This is a genomic window from Cellvibrionales bacterium (assembly GCA_016713115.1).
Taxonomy (GTDB): domain Bacteria; phylum Pseudomonadota; class Gammaproteobacteria; order Pseudomonadales; family UBA7239; genus UBA7239.
In genome coordinates, this window is record JADJPU010000001.1 from 1,483,349 (window position 1) to 1,503,510 (window position 20,162).

The 20,162-nt window shown below is 51.9% G+C and carries 19 protein-coding genes; 15 read left to right on the plus strand and 4 right to left on the minus strand.

Going from position 1 to position 20,162, the window contains the following annotated elements; all coding sequences use genetic code 11:
• Window positions 1–66 precede the first annotated feature (66 nt).
• Together IPK30_07355 and IPK30_07360 are read right to left on the minus strand one after the other, a co-directional pair.
• Window positions 67–2,571 carry an ABC transporter permease gene (locus IPK30_07355; GenBank protein ID MBK8103089.1) on the minus strand — a complete coding sequence of 835 codons (2,505 nt, stop codon included), beginning with the start codon at window positions 2,569–2,571 and terminating at the stop codon, window positions 67–69.
• Window positions 2,568–3,260, minus strand: a complete 693-nt coding sequence (locus IPK30_07360; GenBank protein MBK8103090.1) for an ATP-binding cassette domain-containing protein — start codon at window positions 3,258–3,260, stop codon at window positions 2,568–2,570. Before IPK30_07360 ends, IPK30_07355 begins: the two co-directional genes overlap by 4 nt.
• 142 nt (window positions 3,261–3,402) lie before the next feature.
• Between IPK30_07360 and IPK30_07365 the strand changes: the two genes are divergently transcribed.
• From IPK30_07365 to IPK30_07435, 15 genes are all read left to right on the plus strand, one after another.
• Entirely contained in the window at window positions 3,403–3,954 is a 552-nt protein-coding gene (locus IPK30_07365; GenBank protein ID MBK8103091.1) for an arylesterase, read from the plus strand.
• A gap of 2 nt (window positions 3,955–3,956) precedes the next feature.
• A complete protein-coding gene (bioA, locus tag IPK30_07370) occupies window positions 3,957–5,237 on the plus strand; it encodes an adenosylmethionine--8-amino-7-oxononanoate transaminase (GenBank protein MBK8103092.1) in 1,281 nt (426 codons plus the stop codon).
• Window positions 5,230–5,604: a SirB2 family protein gene (locus IPK30_07375; protein MBK8103093.1), complete on the plus strand. Its 375-nt coding sequence runs from the start codon at window positions 5,230–5,232 to the stop codon at window positions 5,602–5,604. Before bioA ends, IPK30_07375 begins: the two co-directional genes overlap by 8 nt.
• Before the next feature lie 9 nt (window positions 5,605–5,613).
• Window positions 5,614–5,934, plus strand: coding sequence for a BolA family transcriptional regulator (locus IPK30_07380; protein ID MBK8103094.1), 321 nt, complete (start codon window positions 5,614–5,616; stop codon window positions 5,932–5,934).
• Window positions 5,935–6,049: 115 nt separating this feature from the next.
• Window positions 6,050–6,721: a hypothetical protein gene (locus IPK30_07385; GenBank protein ID MBK8103095.1), complete on the plus strand. Its 672-nt coding sequence runs from the start codon at window positions 6,050–6,052 to the stop codon at window positions 6,719–6,721.
• 81 nt (window positions 6,722–6,802) lie between these two features.
• Entirely contained in the window at window positions 6,803–7,387 is a 585-nt protein-coding gene (locus IPK30_07390) for a nitroreductase (GenBank protein MBK8103096.1), read from the plus strand.
• Window positions 7,388–7,458: 71 nt separating this feature from the next.
• Window positions 7,459–8,994: a murein biosynthesis integral membrane protein MurJ gene (murJ, locus tag IPK30_07395; GenBank protein MBK8103097.1), complete on the plus strand. Its 1,536-nt coding sequence runs from the start codon at window positions 7,459–7,461 to the stop codon at window positions 8,992–8,994.
• An 18-nt stretch (window positions 8,995–9,012) separates the two neighbouring features.
• On the plus strand, window positions 9,013–10,734 hold the full coding sequence (locus tag IPK30_07400; GenBank protein ID MBK8103098.1) for a hypothetical protein: 1,722 nt from the start codon (window positions 9,013–9,015) through the stop codon (window positions 10,732–10,734).
• A 67-nt stretch (window positions 10,735–10,801) separates the two neighbouring features.
• A complete protein-coding gene (gene secA, locus IPK30_07405) occupies window positions 10,802–13,510 on the plus strand; it encodes a preprotein translocase subunit SecA (GenBank protein ID MBK8103099.1) in 2,709 nt (902 codons plus the stop codon).
• 23 nt (window positions 13,511–13,533) lie between these two features.
• Window positions 13,534–14,748, plus strand: coding sequence for a bifunctional glutamate N-acetyltransferase/amino-acid acetyltransferase ArgJ (gene argJ, locus IPK30_07410; GenBank protein ID MBK8103100.1), 1,215 nt, complete (start codon window positions 13,534–13,536; stop codon window positions 14,746–14,748).
• Window positions 14,749–14,756: 8 nt separating this feature from the next.
• Window positions 14,757–15,689, plus strand: coding sequence for a Nudix family hydrolase (locus tag IPK30_07415; protein MBK8103101.1), 933 nt, complete (start codon window positions 14,757–14,759; stop codon window positions 15,687–15,689).
• A gap of 42 nt (window positions 15,690–15,731) precedes the next feature.
• Window positions 15,732–16,418, plus strand: a complete 687-nt coding sequence (locus IPK30_07420) for a TonB family protein (GenBank protein ID MBK8103102.1) — start codon at window positions 15,732–15,734, stop codon at window positions 16,416–16,418.
• Window positions 16,418–17,116, plus strand: a complete 699-nt coding sequence (locus tag IPK30_07425; GenBank protein MBK8103103.1) for a MotA/TolQ/ExbB proton channel family protein — start codon at window positions 16,418–16,420, stop codon at window positions 17,114–17,116. The genes IPK30_07420 and IPK30_07425 overlap by 1 nt, the downstream gene beginning before the upstream one ends.
• Entirely contained in the window at window positions 17,116–17,547 is a 432-nt protein-coding gene (locus tag IPK30_07430) for a biopolymer transporter ExbD (GenBank protein MBK8103104.1), read from the plus strand. Before IPK30_07425 ends, IPK30_07430 begins: the two co-directional genes overlap by 1 nt.
• Window positions 17,534–18,043: a nuclear transport factor 2 family protein gene (locus IPK30_07435; GenBank protein ID MBK8103105.1), complete on the plus strand. Its 510-nt coding sequence runs from the start codon at window positions 17,534–17,536 to the stop codon at window positions 18,041–18,043. The genes IPK30_07430 and IPK30_07435 overlap by 14 nt, the downstream gene beginning before the upstream one ends.
• A gap of 9 nt (window positions 18,044–18,052) precedes the next feature.
• On the opposite strand, the gene argF is transcribed toward IPK30_07435, so the two are convergent.
• Both argF and IPK30_07445 read right to left on the minus strand, forming a co-directional pair.
• The gene (argF, locus tag IPK30_07440) at window positions 18,053–18,967 is read right to left on the minus strand and encodes an ornithine carbamoyltransferase (GenBank protein MBK8103106.1); all 915 of its coding nucleotides are present in this window, start codon (window positions 18,965–18,967) and stop codon (window positions 18,053–18,055) included.
• A 12-nt stretch (window positions 18,968–18,979) separates the two neighbouring features.
• Window positions 18,980–20,149: an aspartate aminotransferase family protein gene (locus tag IPK30_07445; GenBank protein MBK8103107.1), complete on the minus strand. Its 1,170-nt coding sequence runs from the start codon at window positions 20,147–20,149 to the stop codon at window positions 18,980–18,982.
• Between the last annotated feature and the right edge of the window lie 13 nt (window positions 20,150–20,162).

Below are 20,162 nucleotides of genomic sequence, written 5' to 3' on the forward strand. Positions count from 1 at the left end.
AGCGACTGTGCGCGTGAGGATAATGGAATCATGCGCTGCGAGCAAAGCGCATGACGAACACTGCAATCAAGATTGTTGCATGGACTCGCGCAAAACCAGTATTGGTGGTGTGTTGACGGCGCGATAGCAGAACAGCGTGCCGACGCAACCGATAAGTAGTGTCGCTATCATCGGAGTGATGAGCCACAGCCATGGGTGTGCAATAAACTCCATTTTGAATAAGTAGGTTTGCAGTGCCCATGCGGTGAGTTCTGCGCCAGCGGCGGCAAGTAGTCCGGCAATAGCGCCGACCACAGTAAACTCCACGATTAGGCTGCCCAAAATCAGTTTTTGTTTTGCGCCCAGTGTGCGTAATAGGGCGCTTTCGTGTAATTTTTGATCGATGCCAGCACGCAAGCAGGCGATCAACACAAGAAAGCCAGCACCCAAAACGAGCAATAGGATGATTTCAACGGCGAGGCTGACTCGTTGCACGATGGTTTGCACGCGCGCCAGCAAATCGTCAACGGGATAAGCTGTGATGGCAGGGTACTGGCGCAGCACCCGTGCGAGTGCTGCTTCTTGAGTTTCGTTGCGGTAAAGGCTGGTCATCCAAGTGGCGTTGTACTGCGTTGCGTCGTCCAAAATATGCGGTGGAAAGAGAAAGTAGAAATTGGGCGTCATGCGATCCCAGTCCACAGAGCGAATACTGGCGACGAAGGCTGGCAGCGTTTTATCGCCGATAGTGAAGTTCACTTTGTCGCCTAATTGCAGGTGCAGTTTTTTGGCGAGTCCTTGTTCAACAGAAACGGGTGCGGCTTGATCGAGATTTATCGTGCTGGGCCAAGTGCCGCTAATGATGGCGTTATTGGCGGGCAGTGTGTTGCTCCAGCTGAGGTTCAAATCGCGATACACCGCATTGACGCTTTCATCAAACAAGTCTGTGGCGCGTTGACCGTTGATGGTGGTCAGCCGACCGCGCACCATGGGAAATAATTCAGACGGTGCTAGCGCAATACTGTCCAAGGCTGTGCGCAAAGGTTTGACTTCATCGGGAGCGATGTTGATCAAAAAAACATTGGGTGCATCCGCTGGCACCTGCATTTTCCATTCGTTGAGCAAGGAGCTGCGTATCAACACCATGACGGACAGCAGCATAAAGCCGATGCTAAACACACTGATTTGTAGCAGCGATAGCCAGCGCTGGCGCAGGATATTGGCGATACCCAAACGCCAAATGCTGCCGGCATAGTGGCTGAAGTAGCGGCTGGTGTGGAGCAGCAACCCGCTAATGAGTCCGACCATGACCATCAGAATCAGCGTGCCACCCGCCAATAGTGCGGCCAATGAAACGCTACGGCTGTAAAGCAAAAGCAGCAGGGCAATACCAGGGATGGCGGGCCAGAGGGTGTGAAAGTGGGTGTTGCTGTCTGAGTCGCTGCGCAGGGCGCGCCAAGGCGGAGTATTTACTAGGCGTAAGAATGATGGGTAGGTAAAGGTCAGTAGACAGATGAAGCTGGTCGCGGCGCCCATCGCAAAAGGCTGCCAGCCTGACGGTGGTAAATCGACGGGTATCCAGTCGCCCATCGCGATAAAAAAAGCTTGTTGTAGTAGCCACGCAGGAACAAAGCCAATAGCCGTGGCGAGTAGCCACAGTGCACCCAATTGCCAGCGCTGCAGTGCCAATATTTGTCCACGCGTAGCGCCAAGGGTTTTGAGGACGGCCACGGCATCGGCGTGGCGGTGACAGTAGCGCTGTGCTGAGAACGCGGTGGCTAGTGCGGCCAAGAGTACGCCCAAACTGCCCGCGAGTCGCAAAAATAGGGTGGCTTTATCGAGCGCGCTGGCGATGCCCGGTTGGTTGTCTTGCAGGGTTACCACGCGCGCGTTTTGCGGAAGCTGCGGCTTGAGTGGCGCGAAGTAAGCATCTAGCTGTTGCGAGCTGCCGGCAAACAGGTAGCGATATTCAGCGCGACTGCCGGGAATGAGCAGGCCAGTAGCGGGTAGGTCGGCGGCAGCAATCATTACCCGCATCCCCATGCCGTAGAAGCTGCTGCCCGCATCGCCTTCGCGCGTGAGCACACCACTGATCACCAGCTGACTGTTGCCGATATCTATGGAGGAGCCAATGGTCACATCCAATTGGTTGAGAATATTGGCATCCACCCATGCGGTGCCAAGGGCAGGGCCGTGCCGCAGCGTGGCTGTATTGCCTTGCGTATCGCGCACTTCTAAGGAGCCGCGCAAGGGGTAATTGGGCGATACGGCTTTGAGTGAAACCAAGGCGGATCTATCGCCAGTGCTGGCGTATGCCATGGTGGGAAACATAATGGTTTCAGCCACTTGCAGCGCATGGGGGCGTGCATTGTCCAACACCTGTGCAGGCAGAGGGTCGCTGAGTTGGACGACGCGATCAGCCCCTAAATAGGCGCTGGCTTCTCCTGCCAGTGCTTTTTGCAGGCGGTCGGCGAACAAGTCGATGCCCGTTACGATACTTACACCGAGTACCAGCGCTGCAAACAACAAGCCCAGTTCCCCGCCGCGCCATTCACGCCGTATTGTGCGCCACGCTAGCGAGCTGTTCGTTCTCATGGCTGTACGGCCGTGGATAACTGCCCGCCTTCCATGCGCCATTGTTGTTGGCAGCGTGCGGCGAGTCGCTCGTCATGGGTGACAAGGATCAGCGTGGTACCGCTGTCTTGGTTGAGGCTAAACAGCAAATCAGCGATTTGATGAGCGGTTTTGCTATCGAGGTTGCCGGTGGGTTCATCGGCAAACAAGATGGCAGGTTGACCGGCGAAGGCGCGCGCCAGCGCTACTCGCTGTTGTTCACCACCCGACAGCGTGCGCGGGTAATGATGCAGGCGCTGCGACAGCCCAACGCGTGCGAGGAAGTCCTTTGCCAGTTGCTCACAGCGGGTCTGCGTGTCGATTTGGCGCAGCTCCAAGGGCAACATCACATTTTCCAGCGCGGTCAGTGATGGCAGCAATTGAAAGTTCTGAAACACAAAGCCTACTTTTTCTGCGCGCAATACTGCTTTTTCTTCTTCATTGAGCGAGAGCAGCGGGCGACCAGCCAAACGAATCTCGCCGCTGCTCGGCGCATCCAAGCCTGCCAACAAGCCCAGTAAGGTGGATTTGCCAGAGCCGGAAGTGCCGACGATTGCAACGCTCTCGCCCGCTTGCACGGTGAGATTGATGTCACTCAGCAACACCAAATCTTCATCGGGCATGGTGACAGTTTTGCCGAGCTGGCGAACTTGCAAAATAGGTTGCGACATGAGAATCAATATCTGCTTATAGAAAACAGTAGGGTACTATAGGCGCGCTCGATTGCGTGTCCATTAGGTAATTGTCGTGTTGAAGAAACTCCCCTTGTGCGGGCTGCTATTGTTTTATTTTTTAAGTTTTATTTTTTTGTCGATGCCGGCGCGCGCCGCAACTGTGTTGGTGTTCGGCGATAGTCTCAGCGCGGCTTACGGTATGCGGCAAGAAGAGGGCTGGGTCGCTCTGCTACAAAACAACTTATCCGAACATCGTTTTGTGAATGAGTCGATCAGTGGTGAAATCAGTGCTAACGGTTTGAAACGATTGCCGGATGCCTTGAAAAAACATAAGCCCGATGTGCTGGTTTTGGAGTTGGGTGCCAACGATGGCTTGCGCGGCATGCCTTTGTCTGCACTGCAGAGTAATTTGCAGTTGATGATCAATATGGGTAAGCAAGCGGGTTGCCGTATTTTGTTGTTGGGTGTGCAGTTGCCGCCCAATTACGGTGTGCGCTATGGCCGTGAGTTTGCGGAGATATATCCGCGCTTGGCGCAGAAAAATAGAATTAAGGTGATTCCATTTTTTCTGCAAGATATCTCCGGTGATATTGCACATTTTCAGCCGGATCAGTTGCATCCAACCGCGCAAGCGCAGCCAGATATTATGGCGACAGTGCGCCCTATTTTGTTGTCGCTATTGAGCGAGTAGTTGTGAAAGATATTGCGACAATATTGGAGCTGGATGAAAAACATGTCTGGCATCCTTATGCGGGTATTGATAACAAGCATCCAGTATACGCAGTGCAATCTGCGCAAGGCTGTGTATTGTGTTTGACAGATGGCCGTGAATTGCTTGACGGCATGTCATCTTGGTGGAGTGCAATTCACGGCTACAACCATCCCGTATTGAATGCGGCGCTTGTCGAACAAACACAGATAATGGCGCATGTGATGTTTGGCGGATTAACACATGAACCGGCGGTGACGCTGGCGAAAACATTGGCAGATATTTCGCCAACACCTTTGCAGCGTGTATTTTTTTCTGATTCTGGTTCGGTTGCAGTCGAAGTGGCGCTGAAAATGGCGCTGCAATATTGGCAGGGTAAGCGAACTAAGTTTGTTAGCTTGTCTGGCGGTTACCACGGCGACACTTTTGCCGCCATGAGTGTGTGTGATCCTGTTACTGGCATGCACCATTTGTTTTCAAATGTGCTAGGGCAGCAGTATTTTGTACCAAGGCCTGCTTGTCGGTTTGGTGAGCCATGTGCTGAAGCCGATACAGTGTTACTAAAAAAACTATTGCAGCAGGAAGGAAAGAATATTGCTGCGGTGATTTTGGAACCTATCGCGCAAGGTGCAGGTGGGATGTGGTTTTACTCGGCAGATTATCTGCGGCGCGTGCGTGCGCTGTGTGATGAGCATGGCGTGCTGTTGATTGCTGATGAAATCGCCACGGGGTTTGGTCGCACCGGAAAGCTATTTGCTTGTGAGTATGCAGACATTGCGCCGGATATTTTATGTGTTGGCAAAGCGCTGACAGGCGGCTACATGACGCTCGCAGCAACCCTCACGACGGATGCAGTCGCAAAACAGATTTGTGCCAGTGAAAGTGGTGTGCTGATGCACGGCCCCACTTTTATGGCGAATCCATTGGCGTGCAGCGTTGCCAATGCCAGCATCGGTTTGTTACTGGCGCAAGATTGGCATGCGGAAGTTACGCGCATTGAAAAGCAGTTGCAGGGTGGTTTGTCTGTTTTGCGTGGAAAGCATGGTGTGGCGGATGTGCGCGTCTTGGGTGCTATTGGTGTAGTAGAGTTGGATGAGGCTGTCGACATGAAAAAAATACAGCCGATGTTTGTAGAAAAAGGCGTATGGATTCGCCCGTTTGGCAAGCTGATCTATATCATGCCTCCGTACATAATTGACAATGCGCGTTTGAACACACTAATCCTAAAAATGATTGAAGTGATTGAGGAGTATTTGCATGGCTGAGTTGTACTTGATAATCAAACAAGCACATATGCTGTTTGCGGCGGTTTCATTGGTTTCTTTTTTAGCGCGCAGCGGTTTGAAATTTGCCGGTTCGTCGTTGCTGAACAAAAAGCCAGTTAAAGTCTTGCCACATATCAATGACAGTTTGCTGTTGGTTTGCGGTGTCGCATTGGCGGTAATTGCAGGAATCAATCCGCTGATACAGCACTGGCTGTTGGCAAAGTTGGTGCTATTAGTGGCTTATATCGCCAGCGGTTTATATGTCATGAAGTGGAGTAGAAACAATACTGCTCGTGCTGGCGGCGTGTTGGTGGCCTTATTGTGCTTTATGGGGATGGGCTTTCTTGCGGCGGTTAAACCGTTTTAATGGGGTGGCATATGCAAAAAGCAGCAGCTGATTGAAAACATTGTGCGTGAAAAGTTATCGCCGGAATATTTAGAGCTCGTCAATGAAAGCTATATGCACAGCGTGCCGCCGGGCAGTGAATCACACTTCAAGTTGGTGTTGGTCTCTGCGCAGTTTTCTGAGTTGCGCTCGGTGGCGCGACACCAAAAAATCTACGCCGCGCTGGGCGAAGTGATGCAGCAAATTCACGCCTTGGCACTGCACACCTACACACCAGAGGAATGGCAGGCACAGGGTGTGGCACCTGCCTCACCGCAGTGCTTGGGTGGCAGCAAGCACGATCAGCGTTAACTGAGTGCTATCGCCTAGCGGTTTTTACCCAAGGGGCTAACGGTTTTTGCGGGTAGTTTTGCTTGTGCGTTCTGTAATGATGCGCGCTCGTTATCTCTGCTCTGTTTGTCTGTCGATGCGTATCTTTCTGTCCTTTCTGTGTTTGGCTGTGGTCGTTGTAGGCGGCGTGTGGTGGTTTATTCAGCGCGATGCCAACTCGAACGCTGCGGCGCAAGCGCAATCTTTAGAAAATGCGTTGCAAGCCGTGGAGTGGTACACCAATGAATCCGTCAACAAAGCCTTGCGTGCAGAGGCAGAGGGCGATTTCTCTAATGCGCGCTTGTTTGGCGATAAAGCGATTGAATCGGATTTGAAAGCGCAGGGCCTGCGCAATGAAACAGCCGCTGCTTGGCAAGCGGCTGGAAAGCCAGAGCGGGCGCGTGATGCTTGGCGCCGTGCTGCAAAAATGGCAGATGCCCGTGCCCGCATGTTGGCTGACCGTATCCCCTTGTTGCAGAAATCTTTGGAGGTAGCACGGGCGGGCAATCCATCGGCTGTGTTTGAGGCGGAAGTCGCCTACCTGCAATCCTTGATTTATACCGCAGAACAGTGGGCGCTCGTGGTGCAGTTTTCAGTGGCAGCTACAGACAGCAACCAAGTGGCTGCTAGCAAGGAATCTTTGTCAAAAATATTGGTTTCCATGCAGCATGATGGTTTGTTGCAGCGGTTGTCTGGTGAACCGCGCATTGCCCGAGAACTTGAAAAAATCCGGCAGTGGCAACAATTGTTTGTGGCTACTACACGCTAGTTTGGCGTAACTGCAGTTTTTCATTTCTCGACTCTGTCCGATAGGCTACAGTGCGCCGTATTCGATAAAGGCGTGTTTCGTATGAGCGAACAGAACAAGGCGACTGATGCCATTGCCAGTTTGTGCAGCCGGGTATCTGTGGGTGAGCTGATAGAGCCGGCTCCATCACCAATACAACGCGAGAAAATTTTTCGCGCCGCGCTGCGCGCACCCGACCACGCGCAGTTGCGTCCTTGGCGTTTTTTGTGGGTGGAAGGCGAAACGCGTCAGTATGTGGGCAATATCATCGCTGATGTGGAGGCGCAGTGTTACGGCGAGTTGAGCGCAGCGCAAAGACAAAAATCGGCGAACCGCCTAATGCGCGCCCCCTTGGTATTGTTGGTGGTGGCGCGTATCACAGCGCACGCCAAAGTGCCGGAAATCGAACAAATCATGTCAACCGCTGCCGCTGTGCAAAATATGTTGAGCGCAGCCCATGCCTTGGGCGTGGGTGCCATGTGGCGCAGCGGTTTGGTGACTTACGAGCCTTTGCTGGCAAAAAGTTTAGGTTTGGCTGAAAACGAACGCTTGCTCGGCTTTCTCTATTTGGGCACGCCATCAGGCACTGTCAAACAAATACCTGCTTTGGATATTGACCAATTTTTTTCTGCTTGGAAGCCACGGTGAGTCAAGAACAACACAACAGCTCACAGCCGGAGAAACCGGTGTCCACACGGCACTTGTTTCGCTCCAGTTTTATGGTCAGCTTTATGACGCAGATCTCGCGCGTGCTGGGCATGGCGCGCGACATCGTATTGGCAAATGCTATTGGTGCTGGTCACACGCCGGGCGCGGATGCTTTTTTCCTCGCGTTTCGCATTCCCCAATTTTTGCGCCGTTTGTTTGCTGAAGGTGCATTTCAACAGGCGTTTGTGCCGGTGTTAGCAGAATACCGCGCGCGCGGTGATCAACGCGCCGTACGCGATCTCATCAATCATGTGGCCGGTGTGCTCGGCGGCACTTCCTTGATGGTCAGCATGTTGGTGGTGATCGCTTCGCCGTGGTTTACCGTGTTATTTGCGCCAGGATTTTGGTTGCATGATCCTGAACGCTTTGGTTTGACCAGCGAATTGTTGCGCATCACCTTTCCGTATTTGTTTTTAATCACGATGACAGGTTTTGCCAGTTCGGTGCTCAACGCGTACGACCGTTTTGCTGTGGCAGCCGCAACGCCGATTTTGATGAATGTTACTTTGATATTGGCCGCTGTGGTGGCGGTGCCATGGTTTGAGCAACCGGTTTTTGCCATGGCATGGGGTGTGTTGATCTGCGGCGTGGTGCAACTGGTTTTTCAATTACCATCCATGCAGCGTTTGCACTTGATGCCGATTCCGCGTTGGAATTGGCATCACGAAGGTGTGCAGCGCATTATGAAACTGATGGTGCCGGCGTTATTCGGCGTTTCAGTCAGTCAAATCAATTTGATGATGGACTCTATCCTCGCTTCGTTTTTACCGACAGGCAGCGTGGCATGGTTGTATTACTCTGAGCGCGTTGCTGAACTGCCACTCGGAATTTTTGGTGTTGCCATTGCGACGGTGATATTGCCAAGTTTGTCGCGCAGCCATATCGCGCAATCACCGCGAGAATTTTCAGCCACATTAGATTGGGCGATCCGCTTGAATGTATTGATTGGTTTGCCTGCAGCCTTGGCGCTGATCGTGTTGGCAACACCCATCCTCAGCACTTTATTTGAGCACGGCGAAACAACTGCGCGCGATATTGCAATGTCCGCTTGGGCAATGCGTGCCTACGCGCTGGGCTTGATCGGTTTCATGATGATCAAAATTCTTGCGCCTGGGTTTTATTCGCGCCAAGACATGAAAACGCCGGTGCGCATAGCCGTGATTTCTGTGGTGGCGGCGCAGGTGATGAATGTCAGTTTTATGTTGGTGTTTCATAAAGTGTGGAGCATGGGGCATTTAGGTTTGGCGTTAGCGACAGCCTTGGCGGCGTACATTAATTCGGGGTTGCTGTTCCGCGCTTTGCGTAAACAAGGAATTTATCGCTACGCCCGTGGTTGGGGGCGTTTTGTTGTGCAAGTGTTGCTGGCAAATGCTGCAATGGTGCTGTTGTTGTGTGCACTGTTGCGCGTGTGGCCGGATTGGTCTAATTACACATGGCAATACCGCTCGCTATATTTGGTAATCATGTGTAGCACTGGTGTCGCGGTGTATTTTGTCATGCTGCTGCTGACAGGTATGCGCCCTCACCATTTGCGGCTGCAGTTGTAAAGCGCGAAGCCCTGAGTGATGAGTGCGCAGCGCCTCCTATCAATTTTTTGGCTCGGTCTGCTAGCCGTTTTTCTTTCTATTACGGCGTACTACATCGTTTTTCATCATGTCGCACCACTGTCACGCGATCAGTGGCACATGTATGACGCACTGTTCCAGCAAGGCTTGTGGCAGACATCCATTGCTACGGTTTCTGGCCATCGCCATATTCTTGCCTTTTTGCTGTATGACATTGATCTCAAGGTGTTTGATGGCAGAAACAATTTTTTGATTGTTGTTGATTGGCTATTGAATGTCAGTCTGATTGCTGTGCTGTGTTGGCAAATCAAAAAATGCATTGCTGATGTTGTATTGCGCAAGTATTTATTGGGTTGGGCGGTGTTGTTGCTGTGCTGGCTAATCAATATTGCTTTGTTAGGTTGGGGGTTTAACGGCATCAACAATTATTTGTCGATACTCAATACGGTTTTGGCAGTTGTGTTGCTGTATCACGCTCTGCAACAACAGGAAAAAAAATATCGTGTGTTGTTGGCTGCACTGTTATTGGCGGGTCTCGCAACATTCAGTTTTGGCAATGGTATTTTGGTTTGGCCTATCGCGTGGTTTCTGCTGTGGTGTTGTCGTGCGCCACGCAGGGATTTGTATATTTTTTCTGTGGCAGCAGTGCTGTTTTTTGCGTTGTATCTTTTGTTGCCAGGTGGGAATGCGGTGGGCAGTGCACTGCATCTCAACGGCTGGAAATCCTTAACATTTCCTATTGCGCTGATGGGCGGCCCCGCCTATCACTTACTGCGTGCTTGGCATGTGTTGCCAGAAGATGTGTTGCGTGGCGTTGCAATGGGTGTTGGGCTGGCGATTTGTTTTTTGGCTGCGTTGGCATTGGTGCGTGTTTGGGGGCGACGCGAAAAAAATGATGCGCTGGATCTTGTGTGTGCCACCTGCATACTGATTGGATTTGGCACGGTAGCGTTGTTGCTGTTGACGCGTGTAGAAGGTGTGTTGGATCCAACCGTTGATCGCTTTCAAATTTGGGCGCTGTTGGTGTGGTTGGGCGCGAGTGTGTTGTTGTGTCGCCGCGTTAGCAGCGACAACCGGAAATATTGGCAGGTTTTTTTCTTGCTGTTTCCTGTGTTGGCGCTGCCATCGCAGTTGGATTGGGGGGCGCGCTTGGCAGAGTATCGTGTGCGTGTGGATAACGCGCTGCTGGCCTATCAAGTGTATTTGCCGGTGACGGCAGATGCCGAAAAAGCCTTGCATTGGAATTGGCAGGGCAAGCTGCCGCATTTGTTTCCCGTGTTGGAAAATTTGCGTGTTGCACAGCGCAATATATTTTCTGATGGCGCAGCTGCTTGGTTGGATAAACAGCTGCCTGTTGCGGATGCGCCCGCCTGCCATTGGCAAGTGCTGCGCACGGATTTGCTGCACGCCTCCGATCTGCTGGATGTGGCCGCGTATCCCCGCGCAGAGCGCTATGTGGTAGTTGCGGCTGCACCCGAGCAAGTGGTCGGCCAAGTTTGGTTCGCCCAGTTGGATGAAACGGCTTGGGAATACGGCCTGCTTGCTGACAGCGCAGGTACGGTGCGCGGTTTGTTGCATCCAGTGCGTGCCAGCGCGCTGCCAAGAGCCAATGGTGCGCGCTACAGCGGCGGCAATGCGTATGGTGTTGCGCGCAGCAATGAGGCGGCAAAGCTGCTAGTGATGAAAGGCGATAATCCCGTGTGTGTAGCGATGTTGCGCTGAGTGTTTTGGTGGCGTAAGTGGCTGATTTGTGCGATATTTTGCGCCCCCTACGCAGTGTGGTTTCATCATGATTGGCACAGTTCTCAAGAAGGTTTTTGGCAGCAAAAACGAACGCACATTGAAGCGTTTGCGCAAAGTCGTTGCCAAAGTCAATGCATTCGAGCCCGCACTGGAAAAACTCTCCGATAGCGAATTGCAAAACAAGACCGCCGAGTTTCGCGAGCGTTTACAAAAAGGCGAAACGCTGGATCAATTATTGCCAGAAGCTTTCGCCTGTGTGCGCGAAGCGGCGCGCCGCACATTAGGGCTGCGCCATTTTGATGTGCAGATGATCGGCGGCATGGTATTGCACAGCGGTAAGATCGCCGAGATGCGCACCGGTGAAGGAAAAACATTGGTGGCAACGCTGCCGGTGTACCTCAATGCGTTGCCAGGCAAGGGCGTGCATGTGGTGACGGTCAACGATTATCTTGCCAATCGCGACGGCAACTGGATGCGCGTCGTGTATGAAAAATTGGGCATGACGGTAGGCATTATTCTCTCTGGGCAAAGCCAAGAAGAAAAACGCGCAGCCTATGCCGCTGATATTACTTACGGCACCAATAACGAATACGGATTTGATTATTTGCGCGACAACATGGCGCTGAGTTTGGAAGACAAAGTACAGCGCGGTTTGACCTTCGCCATCGTGGATGAAGTGGATTCCATTTTGATCGACGAGGCGCGCACGCCGCTGATTATTTCCGGTGCCGCTGAAAACAGTTCTGAATTGTATAAACGCATCAATGCGTTGATGCCGCGTTTGCAGGCACAGACAGAAGACGCACCCGGCCACTATGTGTTGGATGAAAAATTGCGGCAGGCAGATTTGACAGAAGAGGGTCACCAGTTAGTTGAACAATTGTTGATTCGCGATGGTATTTTGGATGCCAATGACAGTTTGTACGCCGTCACCAATTTAAGTTTGTTGCACCACATTCACGCTGCGCTGCGCGCACACACCCTGTTTCACCGCGATGTGCAGTACATCGTGCAGGAAAACCAAGTGGTGCTAATTGACGAACACACAGGTCGCACCATGCACGGTCGCCGTTTGTCGGAAGGTCTGCATCAAGCCTTGGAAGCGAAAGAAGGTGTGGCGATACAAAGTGAAAGCCAGACCATGGCTTCCACCACCTTCCAGAATTATTTCCGCATGTATAAAAAACTGGGCGGCATGACAGGAACGGCGGATACGGAAGCGCCGGAATTTATGCAAATTTACGGTTTGGATGTGGTGGTGATTCCCACCAATCGCCCACTGTTGCGCAAAGATCTCAATGATCTGGTGTATATCAGCAAAGAAGAAAAGTACGAAGCCATCATCGAAGATGTAAAACGCTTTGTTGAGCAAGGTGCGCCGGTGTTGGTGGGCACGGCTTCGGTGGAAACTTCAGAAGAAATGTCGAGGCGTTTGCAGGAGGCAAATATTCCGCATCGTGTATTGAACGCCAAGTTTCACGCACAAGAAGCGGAAATTATTGCGCAAGCAGGTCGTCCATCGACGGTGACAATTGCTACCAATATGGCAGGTCGCGGTACAGATATTGTGTTGGGTGGTAAGTGGGAAGCTGATTTAGCGGCGTTGGAAAATCCATCACCTGCAGATATTGAGGCGGCAAAAGCAGCGTGGCAGCAGCGCCACGAGCAGGTGTTGGCGTCTGGCGGTCTGCATATTCTCGGCACCGAGCGTCACGAATCGCGCCGTATCGACAACCAGTTGCGCGGTCGCGCCGGTCGCCAGGGTGATCAGGGTTTGTCGCGTTTTTATCTGTCGCTGGAAGACGATTTGATGCGCATTTTTGCGTCTGATCGTGTGAAAAGCATCATGCAGGCGCTGGGTATGCAGCGTGGCGAAGCTATCGAGCACAAAATGGTGACAGGCTCAATAGAAAAAGCGCAGCGCAAAGTAGAAGGACGCAACTTTGATGTTCGCAAACAGCTGCTGGAATACGACAATGTGGCAAGCGATCAACGCAAAGTGATTTATCAGCAGCGCAATGATATTTTGGAAGCAGAAGATGTTTCCGAGATTATTACCGCAATTCGCAATGATGTAATCGGCGATGTGGTGACGCAATATATTCCAGCACAAAGTTTTCCTGAGCAGTGGGATTTGCCGGGCTTAGAGCAGGCCTTTGAAACAGATTTTGGTTTGCAAGTGCCAATCAGTGAGTGGGTGAAGCAAGATGTTAATTTAATGGACGATGCTATTCGTGAGCGCGCCCAGCAAATTGCTGCCGATTTTTATGGCAAGAAATGCGAAGGCTCCGAGCAAATCATGCGGCAGGTAGAAAAGCAAATCATGCTGCAAGTGCTGGATAATTTGTGGAAAGATCATCTGGCGAGTATGGATCATTTGCGCCAAGGTATTAATTTGCGCGCCTATGCTCAGAAAGATCCCAAGCAGGAATTCAAACGCGAATCGTTTGAGTTGTTTCGTATGTTATTGGATAACATCAAAGCTGAAGTGGTGCGTGTGTTGTTCCATGTGCGTATTGCTTCGCGCGAAGAAATCGAAGAGATGGAAGAGCAGCGTCGTCGTGAGCAAGAAAATCTGCAGCTGCAGCACGCGCAGTCTTCTGCTTTGCAAGGTGAAGAAAGCGCTGTCGATAATGCGCCACAAAAAGCAGCGACTACGCCATTTGTGCGCAGCAATGAAAAAGTTGGGCGCAATGATCCTTGCCCTTGTGGCTCTGGCAAAAAATACAAGCAGTGCCACGGCAGCTTGGCGTAATGATTGTTTGAGAGGAAAAAGCAATGGCAGTTGGCAGCGGTACCATCCCTGAAATTTTTCCTGTGGCCGGCGTGCGCATTGGTGTGGCAGAAGCAGGTATTCGCAAGCAAAACCGCAAAGACCTCGTGGTATTTGAGTTGGCAGAAAACACGAGCGTGGCTGCCGTGTTCACAAAAAATGCGTTTTGTGCTGCGCCTGTGCATGTAGCAAAAAAACATCTTGCAGAACAGGCTTGTCGTTACTGGCTGATCAATACCGGCTGCGCCAATGCCGGTACGGGCGAACAGGGTATGCTGGATGCGCGAAACAGCTGCGCAGCTTTAGCAAAAATTACTGGTGTGGCTGCAGAAAATATTCTGCCTTTTTCCACTGGCGTAATCGGCGAGCTGCTGCCGATGGAAAAATTGGCAGCGGGGTTGGCGCCGGCGCTAAATAATTTGTCTAGTGAACATTGGTTGCGTGCTGCAGAAGGGATCATGACGACTGACACGCGCCCAAAAATTGTGTCACGCAAAATTGTTTTGGATGGAAAAGAAGTCACTGTCACCGGCATCAGTAAAGGTGCGGGTATGATCAAACCCAATATGGCCACCATGCTGGGCTTTGTCGCAACCGATGCACAAGTGGCGCAAAAAGATTTGCAAACGCTGCTGCAAGTCGTTGCAGATAAATCATTTAATCGCATCACCATTGATGGCGATACATCTACCAATGATGCTTGTATGTTGGCGGCAACTGGCTGTTCAGGTGTTGTGTTAATACCGCAGTCTATTGCTTGGGTGGAATTTGCCAGCGCGATAGAAGCGGTGTTTGTTGAATTGGCGCAAGCAATTGTGCGTGATGGCGAAGGCGCTACCAAATTTATTTCCGTCGTGATCAACGGTGGTAACAATAGTGACGAGTGTTTGCGTGCAGCGTATGCGATTGCAGAATCACCGTTAGTAAAAACGGCGCTGTTTGCCTCGGATCCAAACTGGGGACGCATTTTGGCGGCGATCGGTCGCAGCGGTATTGCTGATTTAGATACCTCGCGCATCAATATTTTTCTGAATGGCGTACAGATTGTTGAAAACGGCGGGCGCGCACCGGCGTACACAGAAGCGCAGGGCGTAGCAGCCATGGCGCCGGAAGAGATTGTGATTCGCGTGGAATTGCAGCGCGGTGCAGTCAGTGAAACGGTATGGACCTGCGACTTTTCGCACGACTATGTCACCATCAACGCGGAATATCGCACCTAAAACCTTGCATGAAAACTGTCCATGTCGCCGTTGCGGTGATTGAAAATAGTGTTGGTGATTTTTTGATTGCACAGCGTGCTAATCATCAACACATGGGAGGATGTTGGGAGTTTCCAGGCGGAAAAGTTGAAGCTGGTGAGTCTGTTTTTGCGGCGCTGCAGCGAGAAATTCGCGAAGAAGTGGCACTAGAAATAAAAAGTGCACAGCCCATGCTGAAAATCCCTTTCAGCTACCCGGATAAAAAAGTGTTGTTGGATGTTTGGCGGGTGACAGATTTCTCCGGTGTGGCCTGCGGTTGTGAAGGGCAGGTAGTGCAATGGGTATCGCACAATCATTTGTTACATTTCACTTTTCCACCCGCCAATCGCGCCATTTTGACGGCTCTGCACTTGCCGCAGCGTTTGTTGATCACAGGTGCGTTTCAAACGCCTGATGACTGTTTACAGCGCACACAGCGGGCGCTGGAGCAGAAAAAAATTCGTGCGGTAATGTTGCGTGCACATCATCTTTCGTCGGCGGATTTCTCAGTGTTGGCGGATGAAATGGCGCAGCTGTGTCACGCATACCAGGCAAAATTGTTGCTGAATGCAGCGGTCGATTGCGCATTGGGTGCCGCCGATGGCCTGCACTTGTCTGCACAGCGCTTGATGGCTTGTGCCGAGCGCCTCATTCCTTATGAAAAGTATTTGGGGGCGTCCTGTCATACCGCGCAGGAGGTTCAGCAGGCAGTGGCTGTGGGTGCGGATTACATTACGCTGTCCCCCGTATTACCTACTGCCAGCCACCCAGGGCAGATGGCTTTGGGCTGGGCTGAGCTGGGGCGGTTGCTGTCTGAATGCCCGCTGCCGGTGTTTGCCTTGGGCGGCGTGAGCGATGAGCATTTGTCACAGGCGGCGGCGGTGGGTGCTTGGGGTGTTGCGGGGATTTCTGCTTGGTGGTGATCATATTGATTTTTATGTTAATGAGAATTATTATCATAAACCATGAAAATTGAGCATACAGTAGCTTTTACAGCAGGCATGGTGGTGTCTGTTTTCTTGCATCTGGCTGCAGTTATCTGGTGGTTTAACCGGCCCGTGGTGGTGCCTGTTGCGGTGGGCGCGGCGGCTGTAACAGTAGATTTAGTCACGCCTAACCCTTTGCCTATTGCTCCGCCGGTGCAGCCGGTAACACCGCCCCCGCCGCCAGTTCAGCAACCAGAGCCCGAGGTGTTGAAAGACGACGAGATGGCAGTGCAGCGCAAGATTGTGAAGAAAAAACCCAAGCCTAAAGTTGAGTCTTCGCCTGTACCGCAGGCTCAACCGCCACAGCCGGTGCAACAGCAAGCAGCAGCACCGCCGGTAGCGGCCGCTGCGCAGGCGCAGCAGAGTTCGACGACAGAAGCGCGCTTTGATGCAAATTACCTCAGCGCTCCTGCTACTTATCCATCGTTGTCGCAGCGTTTGGGGGAAGAAGGGCGAGTGTTGCTGCGGGTGGAGGTGTCAGCTGACGGTCGACCTTTCACGGTTGCTTTGAAAACCTCGTCGGGCTTCGTTCGTCTGGATGAGGCGGCTATTAAGGCGGTGACGCGTTGGCAATTTAAGCCGGCGCAGCAAAATGGCCGCGCAGTTGCCAGCAGGGTAGATGTTCCTATTTTATTTAAATTGAAAAAACGCAGTGAGGATAGGTAATGACATTTAATTTGGATTTAGTGAGTTTTTGGCAGCAAGGTGATTCGGTATCGCACGCGGTGTTGTTTTTGTTACTGGGCATGTCGATTACCAGTTGGGCCATTATTATCAGCAAAAGCGTACAGCTAGCTTGGTGGCAGCATGCCAGTCATCATGCATTGGAAAATTTCTGGCAGGCAGAAAACCTTGCCGTAGGCATGGAATCTTTGGCGCGCATGATGCCGTTCCGCGTTCTGGTGGAAAGTGGCAGCCGAGCGGCGGCGCATTATCAAAGCCATCAACAAGGTGGCCACAGTCATCTCGATGCACAGTTGTCGCTCACGGAATTGGTAACGCGCGCACTGCGGCAGGCGCTCAATCGCGCAACGGCTGATCTTGAGCGCGGCCAAGTATTTTTAGCGTCGATAGGTTCAGTGGCGCCGTTTGTGGGTTTGTTCGGCACCGTGTGGGGGATTTATCACGCCATGGCGGTGATTGGCACTACAGGGCAGGCGAGCTTAGATAAAGTGGCTGGCCCCGTGGGTGAGGCGCTGATTATGACGGCCATCGGTTTGTTCGCTGCAATTCCTGCGGTACTGGCTTACAACGCATTCAACCGTGTACAGCGTTTAATTATTGCGGATCTCGACGGTTTTGCGCATGACCTGCTGATGTATTTCACCATGGGTACGCCCAATAAACCCAAAGGAAAACTGTAATGGCTTTCGGTGGCTTTGAGTCCGGCTCAGCGCAGCCGATGTCAGAAATCAACACCACGCCTTTGGTGGATGTGATGTTGGTGTTGCTGATTATTTTTATGATTTGTGCGCCTTTGATGACGCAGTCCATCACCGTCAATTTACCCAAGGCGGCTGGTGCAAGCACGGCAGAAAAACCAGAAGCCGTTAAAGTGTCTGTTGATGCACAGGGCAAGGTAAGTTGGAACGAAACGGTTTTGGCTGATGATGCGCTGTTGCAACAACAGTTGGTGCAAGTTGCTGCCAAACAGCCGCAGCCGGAATTGCATTTGCTGGCCGATAAAGATGTGCGTTACGAGCGCGTGGCACAAGTGATGGCTTTTGTGCGTGAAGCAGGTGTGACGCGGATGGGCTTTGTGATGCTGCCGGGAGCTGTGCATGCCAAAGAATGATCGTGCTATTCAATCTTTGCTAGAAATAGAGGCAATTAAACAACTGAAATATGCGTATTTGCGCCACTTGGATTTAAAAGATTGGGATGCAGTAACTGCGCTATTTACGCCGGATGTGGTGAGCACTTATTCAGACGGCAAACACAGTTATCAAGGGCGCGATGCGGTGATGGCGTTTTTGTCGCAGTTATTGAGTCACAAACGCATTGTGACCAAACACCAAGTGCATCATCCGGAAATCACGCTCAACGATGATTTCACTGCGGCACAAGGGGTGTGGTATCTCACCGATGCAGTTATTAACACGGTGAGTCGCGATCCCACCAAACATTTCTGCATTGCAGGCACAGCGTTTTACGATGAGCGTTATGTCAAAACAGTAGAGGGCTGGAAAATTGCCGCGATAGGCTATCGTCGTGTGTACGAGGAAACTACAGCGCGTACTGCGGAATTGGTATTGGAATACAAAAATCGTTTTTTGGGTGATTTTGATTAATAGAGCGAATTATTTTTTGCTCTGCTCCATCAAAAATACCATCAGCGCTTTTTGCACATGCAGGCGGTTTTCTGCTTCGTCCCACACCACGGAGCGCGGATCATCCAGCATGTCTTCACTGACTTCCTCGCCGCGATGGGCTGGTAGGCAGTGCATAAACAGCGCATCAGGTTTGGCTAAATCCATCAATTTTGGATTGACTTGGTAGCCGCGAAAACGCTGCACGCGTTCGCGCTGTTCGTCTTCTTGCCCCATGGATGCCCACACATCGGTGGTCACTAAATCAGCGTCGCGCACGGCGTCTTCAATGTCGTGTCCGAGAGAAACACAGTTTTCGTGTTGTTGCAGCAAAATATTATTGGGTTCAAAACCGGGTGGGCAGGCGATGCGCAGTTTGAAACCAAATTGCGCGGCGGCTTGTATCCATGTTTGACACATATTGTTGCCGTCGCCTATCCACGCCACCGTTTTTCCGGCGATTTCGCCGCGATGTTCTATCCATGTTTGCACGTCGGCCAACACTTGGCAGGGGTGAAAATCATCCGTCAAAGCATTGATGACTGGCACACACGAATACTGCGAAAACTTTTCCACGATGTCGTGTGCAAAGGTGCGAATCATGATGATGTCCACCATGCGCGACAGAATGCGTGCAGAATCTTCCACCGGCTCACCGCGTCCTAATTGCGTGTCGCGCGGCGACAAAAACATAGCATGTCCGCCGAGCTGTGCCATGCCCGCTTCAAAAGAAACGCGCGTGCGGGTGGACGATTTTTCAAAAATCATCCCCAGTACTTTATTGCGAAAAATTTGTGGGTCATTGCCTGCTTCGTGCTCCGCTTTCATGGCAATAGAGCGATCAATTACTGCGCGCAATTCAGCGGGTGAAAAATCCAGCAGCGTCAGAAAGTGGCGAGTGCTCATGTAAAAAATCTCTTAGGCAGGATCGCGCAGCAAATCGTGCAGTGTTGTCACTAACAGCGCAGTTTCTTCGTCTGTCATCACAAAAGTCGGCAGCAAACGAATTACTTTGCCAGCAGTGACGTTGATGAGTACGCCTTTTTCGGCGGCGCGCGCGACTAAATCGGGCGCATCATTTTGCAGCTCGATGCCGAGCATCAAGCCCAAGCCGCGCACTGTTACCACTTGCGAGCAATCCGCTAGTGTGGTTTGCAGATCAGCCAACAATTTTTTGCCCAGCGTTTCTGCGCGCTCAATCAACTTTTCGTTCAGCAGCGTATCGACTACCGCCTGCGCGGTGGTGCAGGCCAAGGCACTGCCGCCGAAGGTTGAGCCGTGGTTGCCCGCTTGAAACAATTCTGCCGCCGCGCCTTGTGCAAGACAGGCACCGATAGGAAAGCCATTGCCCAAACCTTTAGCGGTGGTAACAACATCGGGAAGAATATTGTTGTGCTGATAAGCAAAATATTTCCCAGTGCGGCCATTGCCGGTTTGCACTTCGTCCAGCATCAGCAACCATTGATGCGCGTCACAAATGCTGCGCAATTGATTGAGATAATCTGCTGCAGGAATGTTTACGCCGCCTTCGCCCTGCACGGGCTCTGCGAGCACAGCGACAACATTGGGGTTGTTCGCAGCAATGGTTTTTACGGCTTCTACATCACCGTAAGGCGCGCGCACAAAACCTTGCACTAGCGGTTCAAAACCCGCTTGCACTTTGCGATTGCCCGTAGCCGTTAAGGTGGCGAGCGTGCGACCGTGAAAAGATTTTTCCATCACCACAATCACGGGGCTGTCGATGCCTTTTTTGTGGCCGTACAAACGCGCGAGTTTGATCGCACATTCGTTCGCTTCGGCGCCGGAGTTGCCGAAAAAAACTTTGTCCATACCGGCGAGTTGGCACAGTTGTGCGCCGAGTTTTTGCTGCTGCGGAATGTTGTACAAGTTGGATGTGTGCACCAGCGTTGCTGCTTGTTGTGCTATCGCTGCTGCCACGCCGGCATGCGCATGCCCCAAACCACACACAGCGATACCGCTGATGGCATCGAGATAGCGTTTGCCATCGTCTGCAATCAACCAACTGCCTTCGCCGCGCACAAAAGTGAGTGCGCGTGTGCCGTAAGTGTTCATTAGTGCGTGGGACATGATCTTACTGTGT

Coding starts and splice junctions, on each gene's coding strand:
- secA (MBK8103099.1), top strand. CDS start 10,802: ATGATTGGCACAGTTCTCAAGAAGGTTTTTGGCAGCAAAAACGAACGC.
- IPK30_07385 (MBK8103095.1), top strand. CDS start 6,050: ATGCGTATCTTTCTGTCCTTTCTGTGTTTGGCTGTGGTCGTTGTAGGC.
- IPK30_07445 (MBK8103107.1), bottom strand. CDS start 20,149: ATGTCCCACGCACTAATGAACACTTACGGCACACGCGCACTCACTTTT.
- IPK30_07415 (MBK8103101.1), top strand. CDS start 14,757: ATGAAAACTGTCCATGTCGCCGTTGCGGTGATTGAAAATAGTGTTGGT.
- IPK30_07355 (MBK8103089.1), bottom strand. CDS start 2,571: ATGAGAACGAACAGCTCGCTAGCGTGGCGCACAATACGGCGTGAATGG.
- argF (MBK8103106.1), bottom strand. CDS start 18,967: ATGAGCACTCGCCACTTTCTGACGCTGCTGGATTTTTCACCCGCTGAA.
- IPK30_07365 (MBK8103091.1), top strand. CDS start 3,403: ATGCCGGCGCGCGCCGCAACTGTGTTGGTGTTCGGCGATAGTCTCAGC.
- IPK30_07400 (MBK8103098.1), top strand. CDS start 9,013: ATGAGTGCGCAGCGCCTCCTATCAATTTTTTGGCTCGGTCTGCTAGCC.
- IPK30_07390 (MBK8103096.1), top strand. CDS start 6,803: ATGAGCGAACAGAACAAGGCGACTGATGCCATTGCCAGTTTGTGCAGC.
- argJ (MBK8103100.1), top strand. CDS start 13,534: ATGGCAGTTGGCAGCGGTACCATCCCTGAAATTTTTCCTGTGGCCGGC.
- IPK30_07360 (MBK8103090.1), bottom strand. CDS start 3,260: ATGTCGCAACCTATTTTGCAAGTTCGCCAGCTCGGCAAAACTGTCACC.
- IPK30_07430 (MBK8103104.1), top strand. CDS start 17,116: ATGGCTTTCGGTGGCTTTGAGTCCGGCTCAGCGCAGCCGATGTCAGAA.
- IPK30_07435 (MBK8103105.1), top strand. CDS start 17,534: ATGCCAAAGAATGATCGTGCTATTCAATCTTTGCTAGAAATAGAGGCA.
- IPK30_07375 (MBK8103093.1), top strand. CDS start 5,230: ATGGCTGAGTTGTACTTGATAATCAAACAAGCACATATGCTGTTTGCG.
- IPK30_07425 (MBK8103103.1), top strand. CDS start 16,418: ATGACATTTAATTTGGATTTAGTGAGTTTTTGGCAGCAAGGTGATTCG.
- murJ (MBK8103097.1), top strand. CDS start 7,459: ATGGTCAGCTTTATGACGCAGATCTCGCGCGTGCTGGGCATGGCGCGC.
- IPK30_07420 (MBK8103102.1), top strand. CDS start 15,732: ATGAAAATTGAGCATACAGTAGCTTTTACAGCAGGCATGGTGGTGTCT.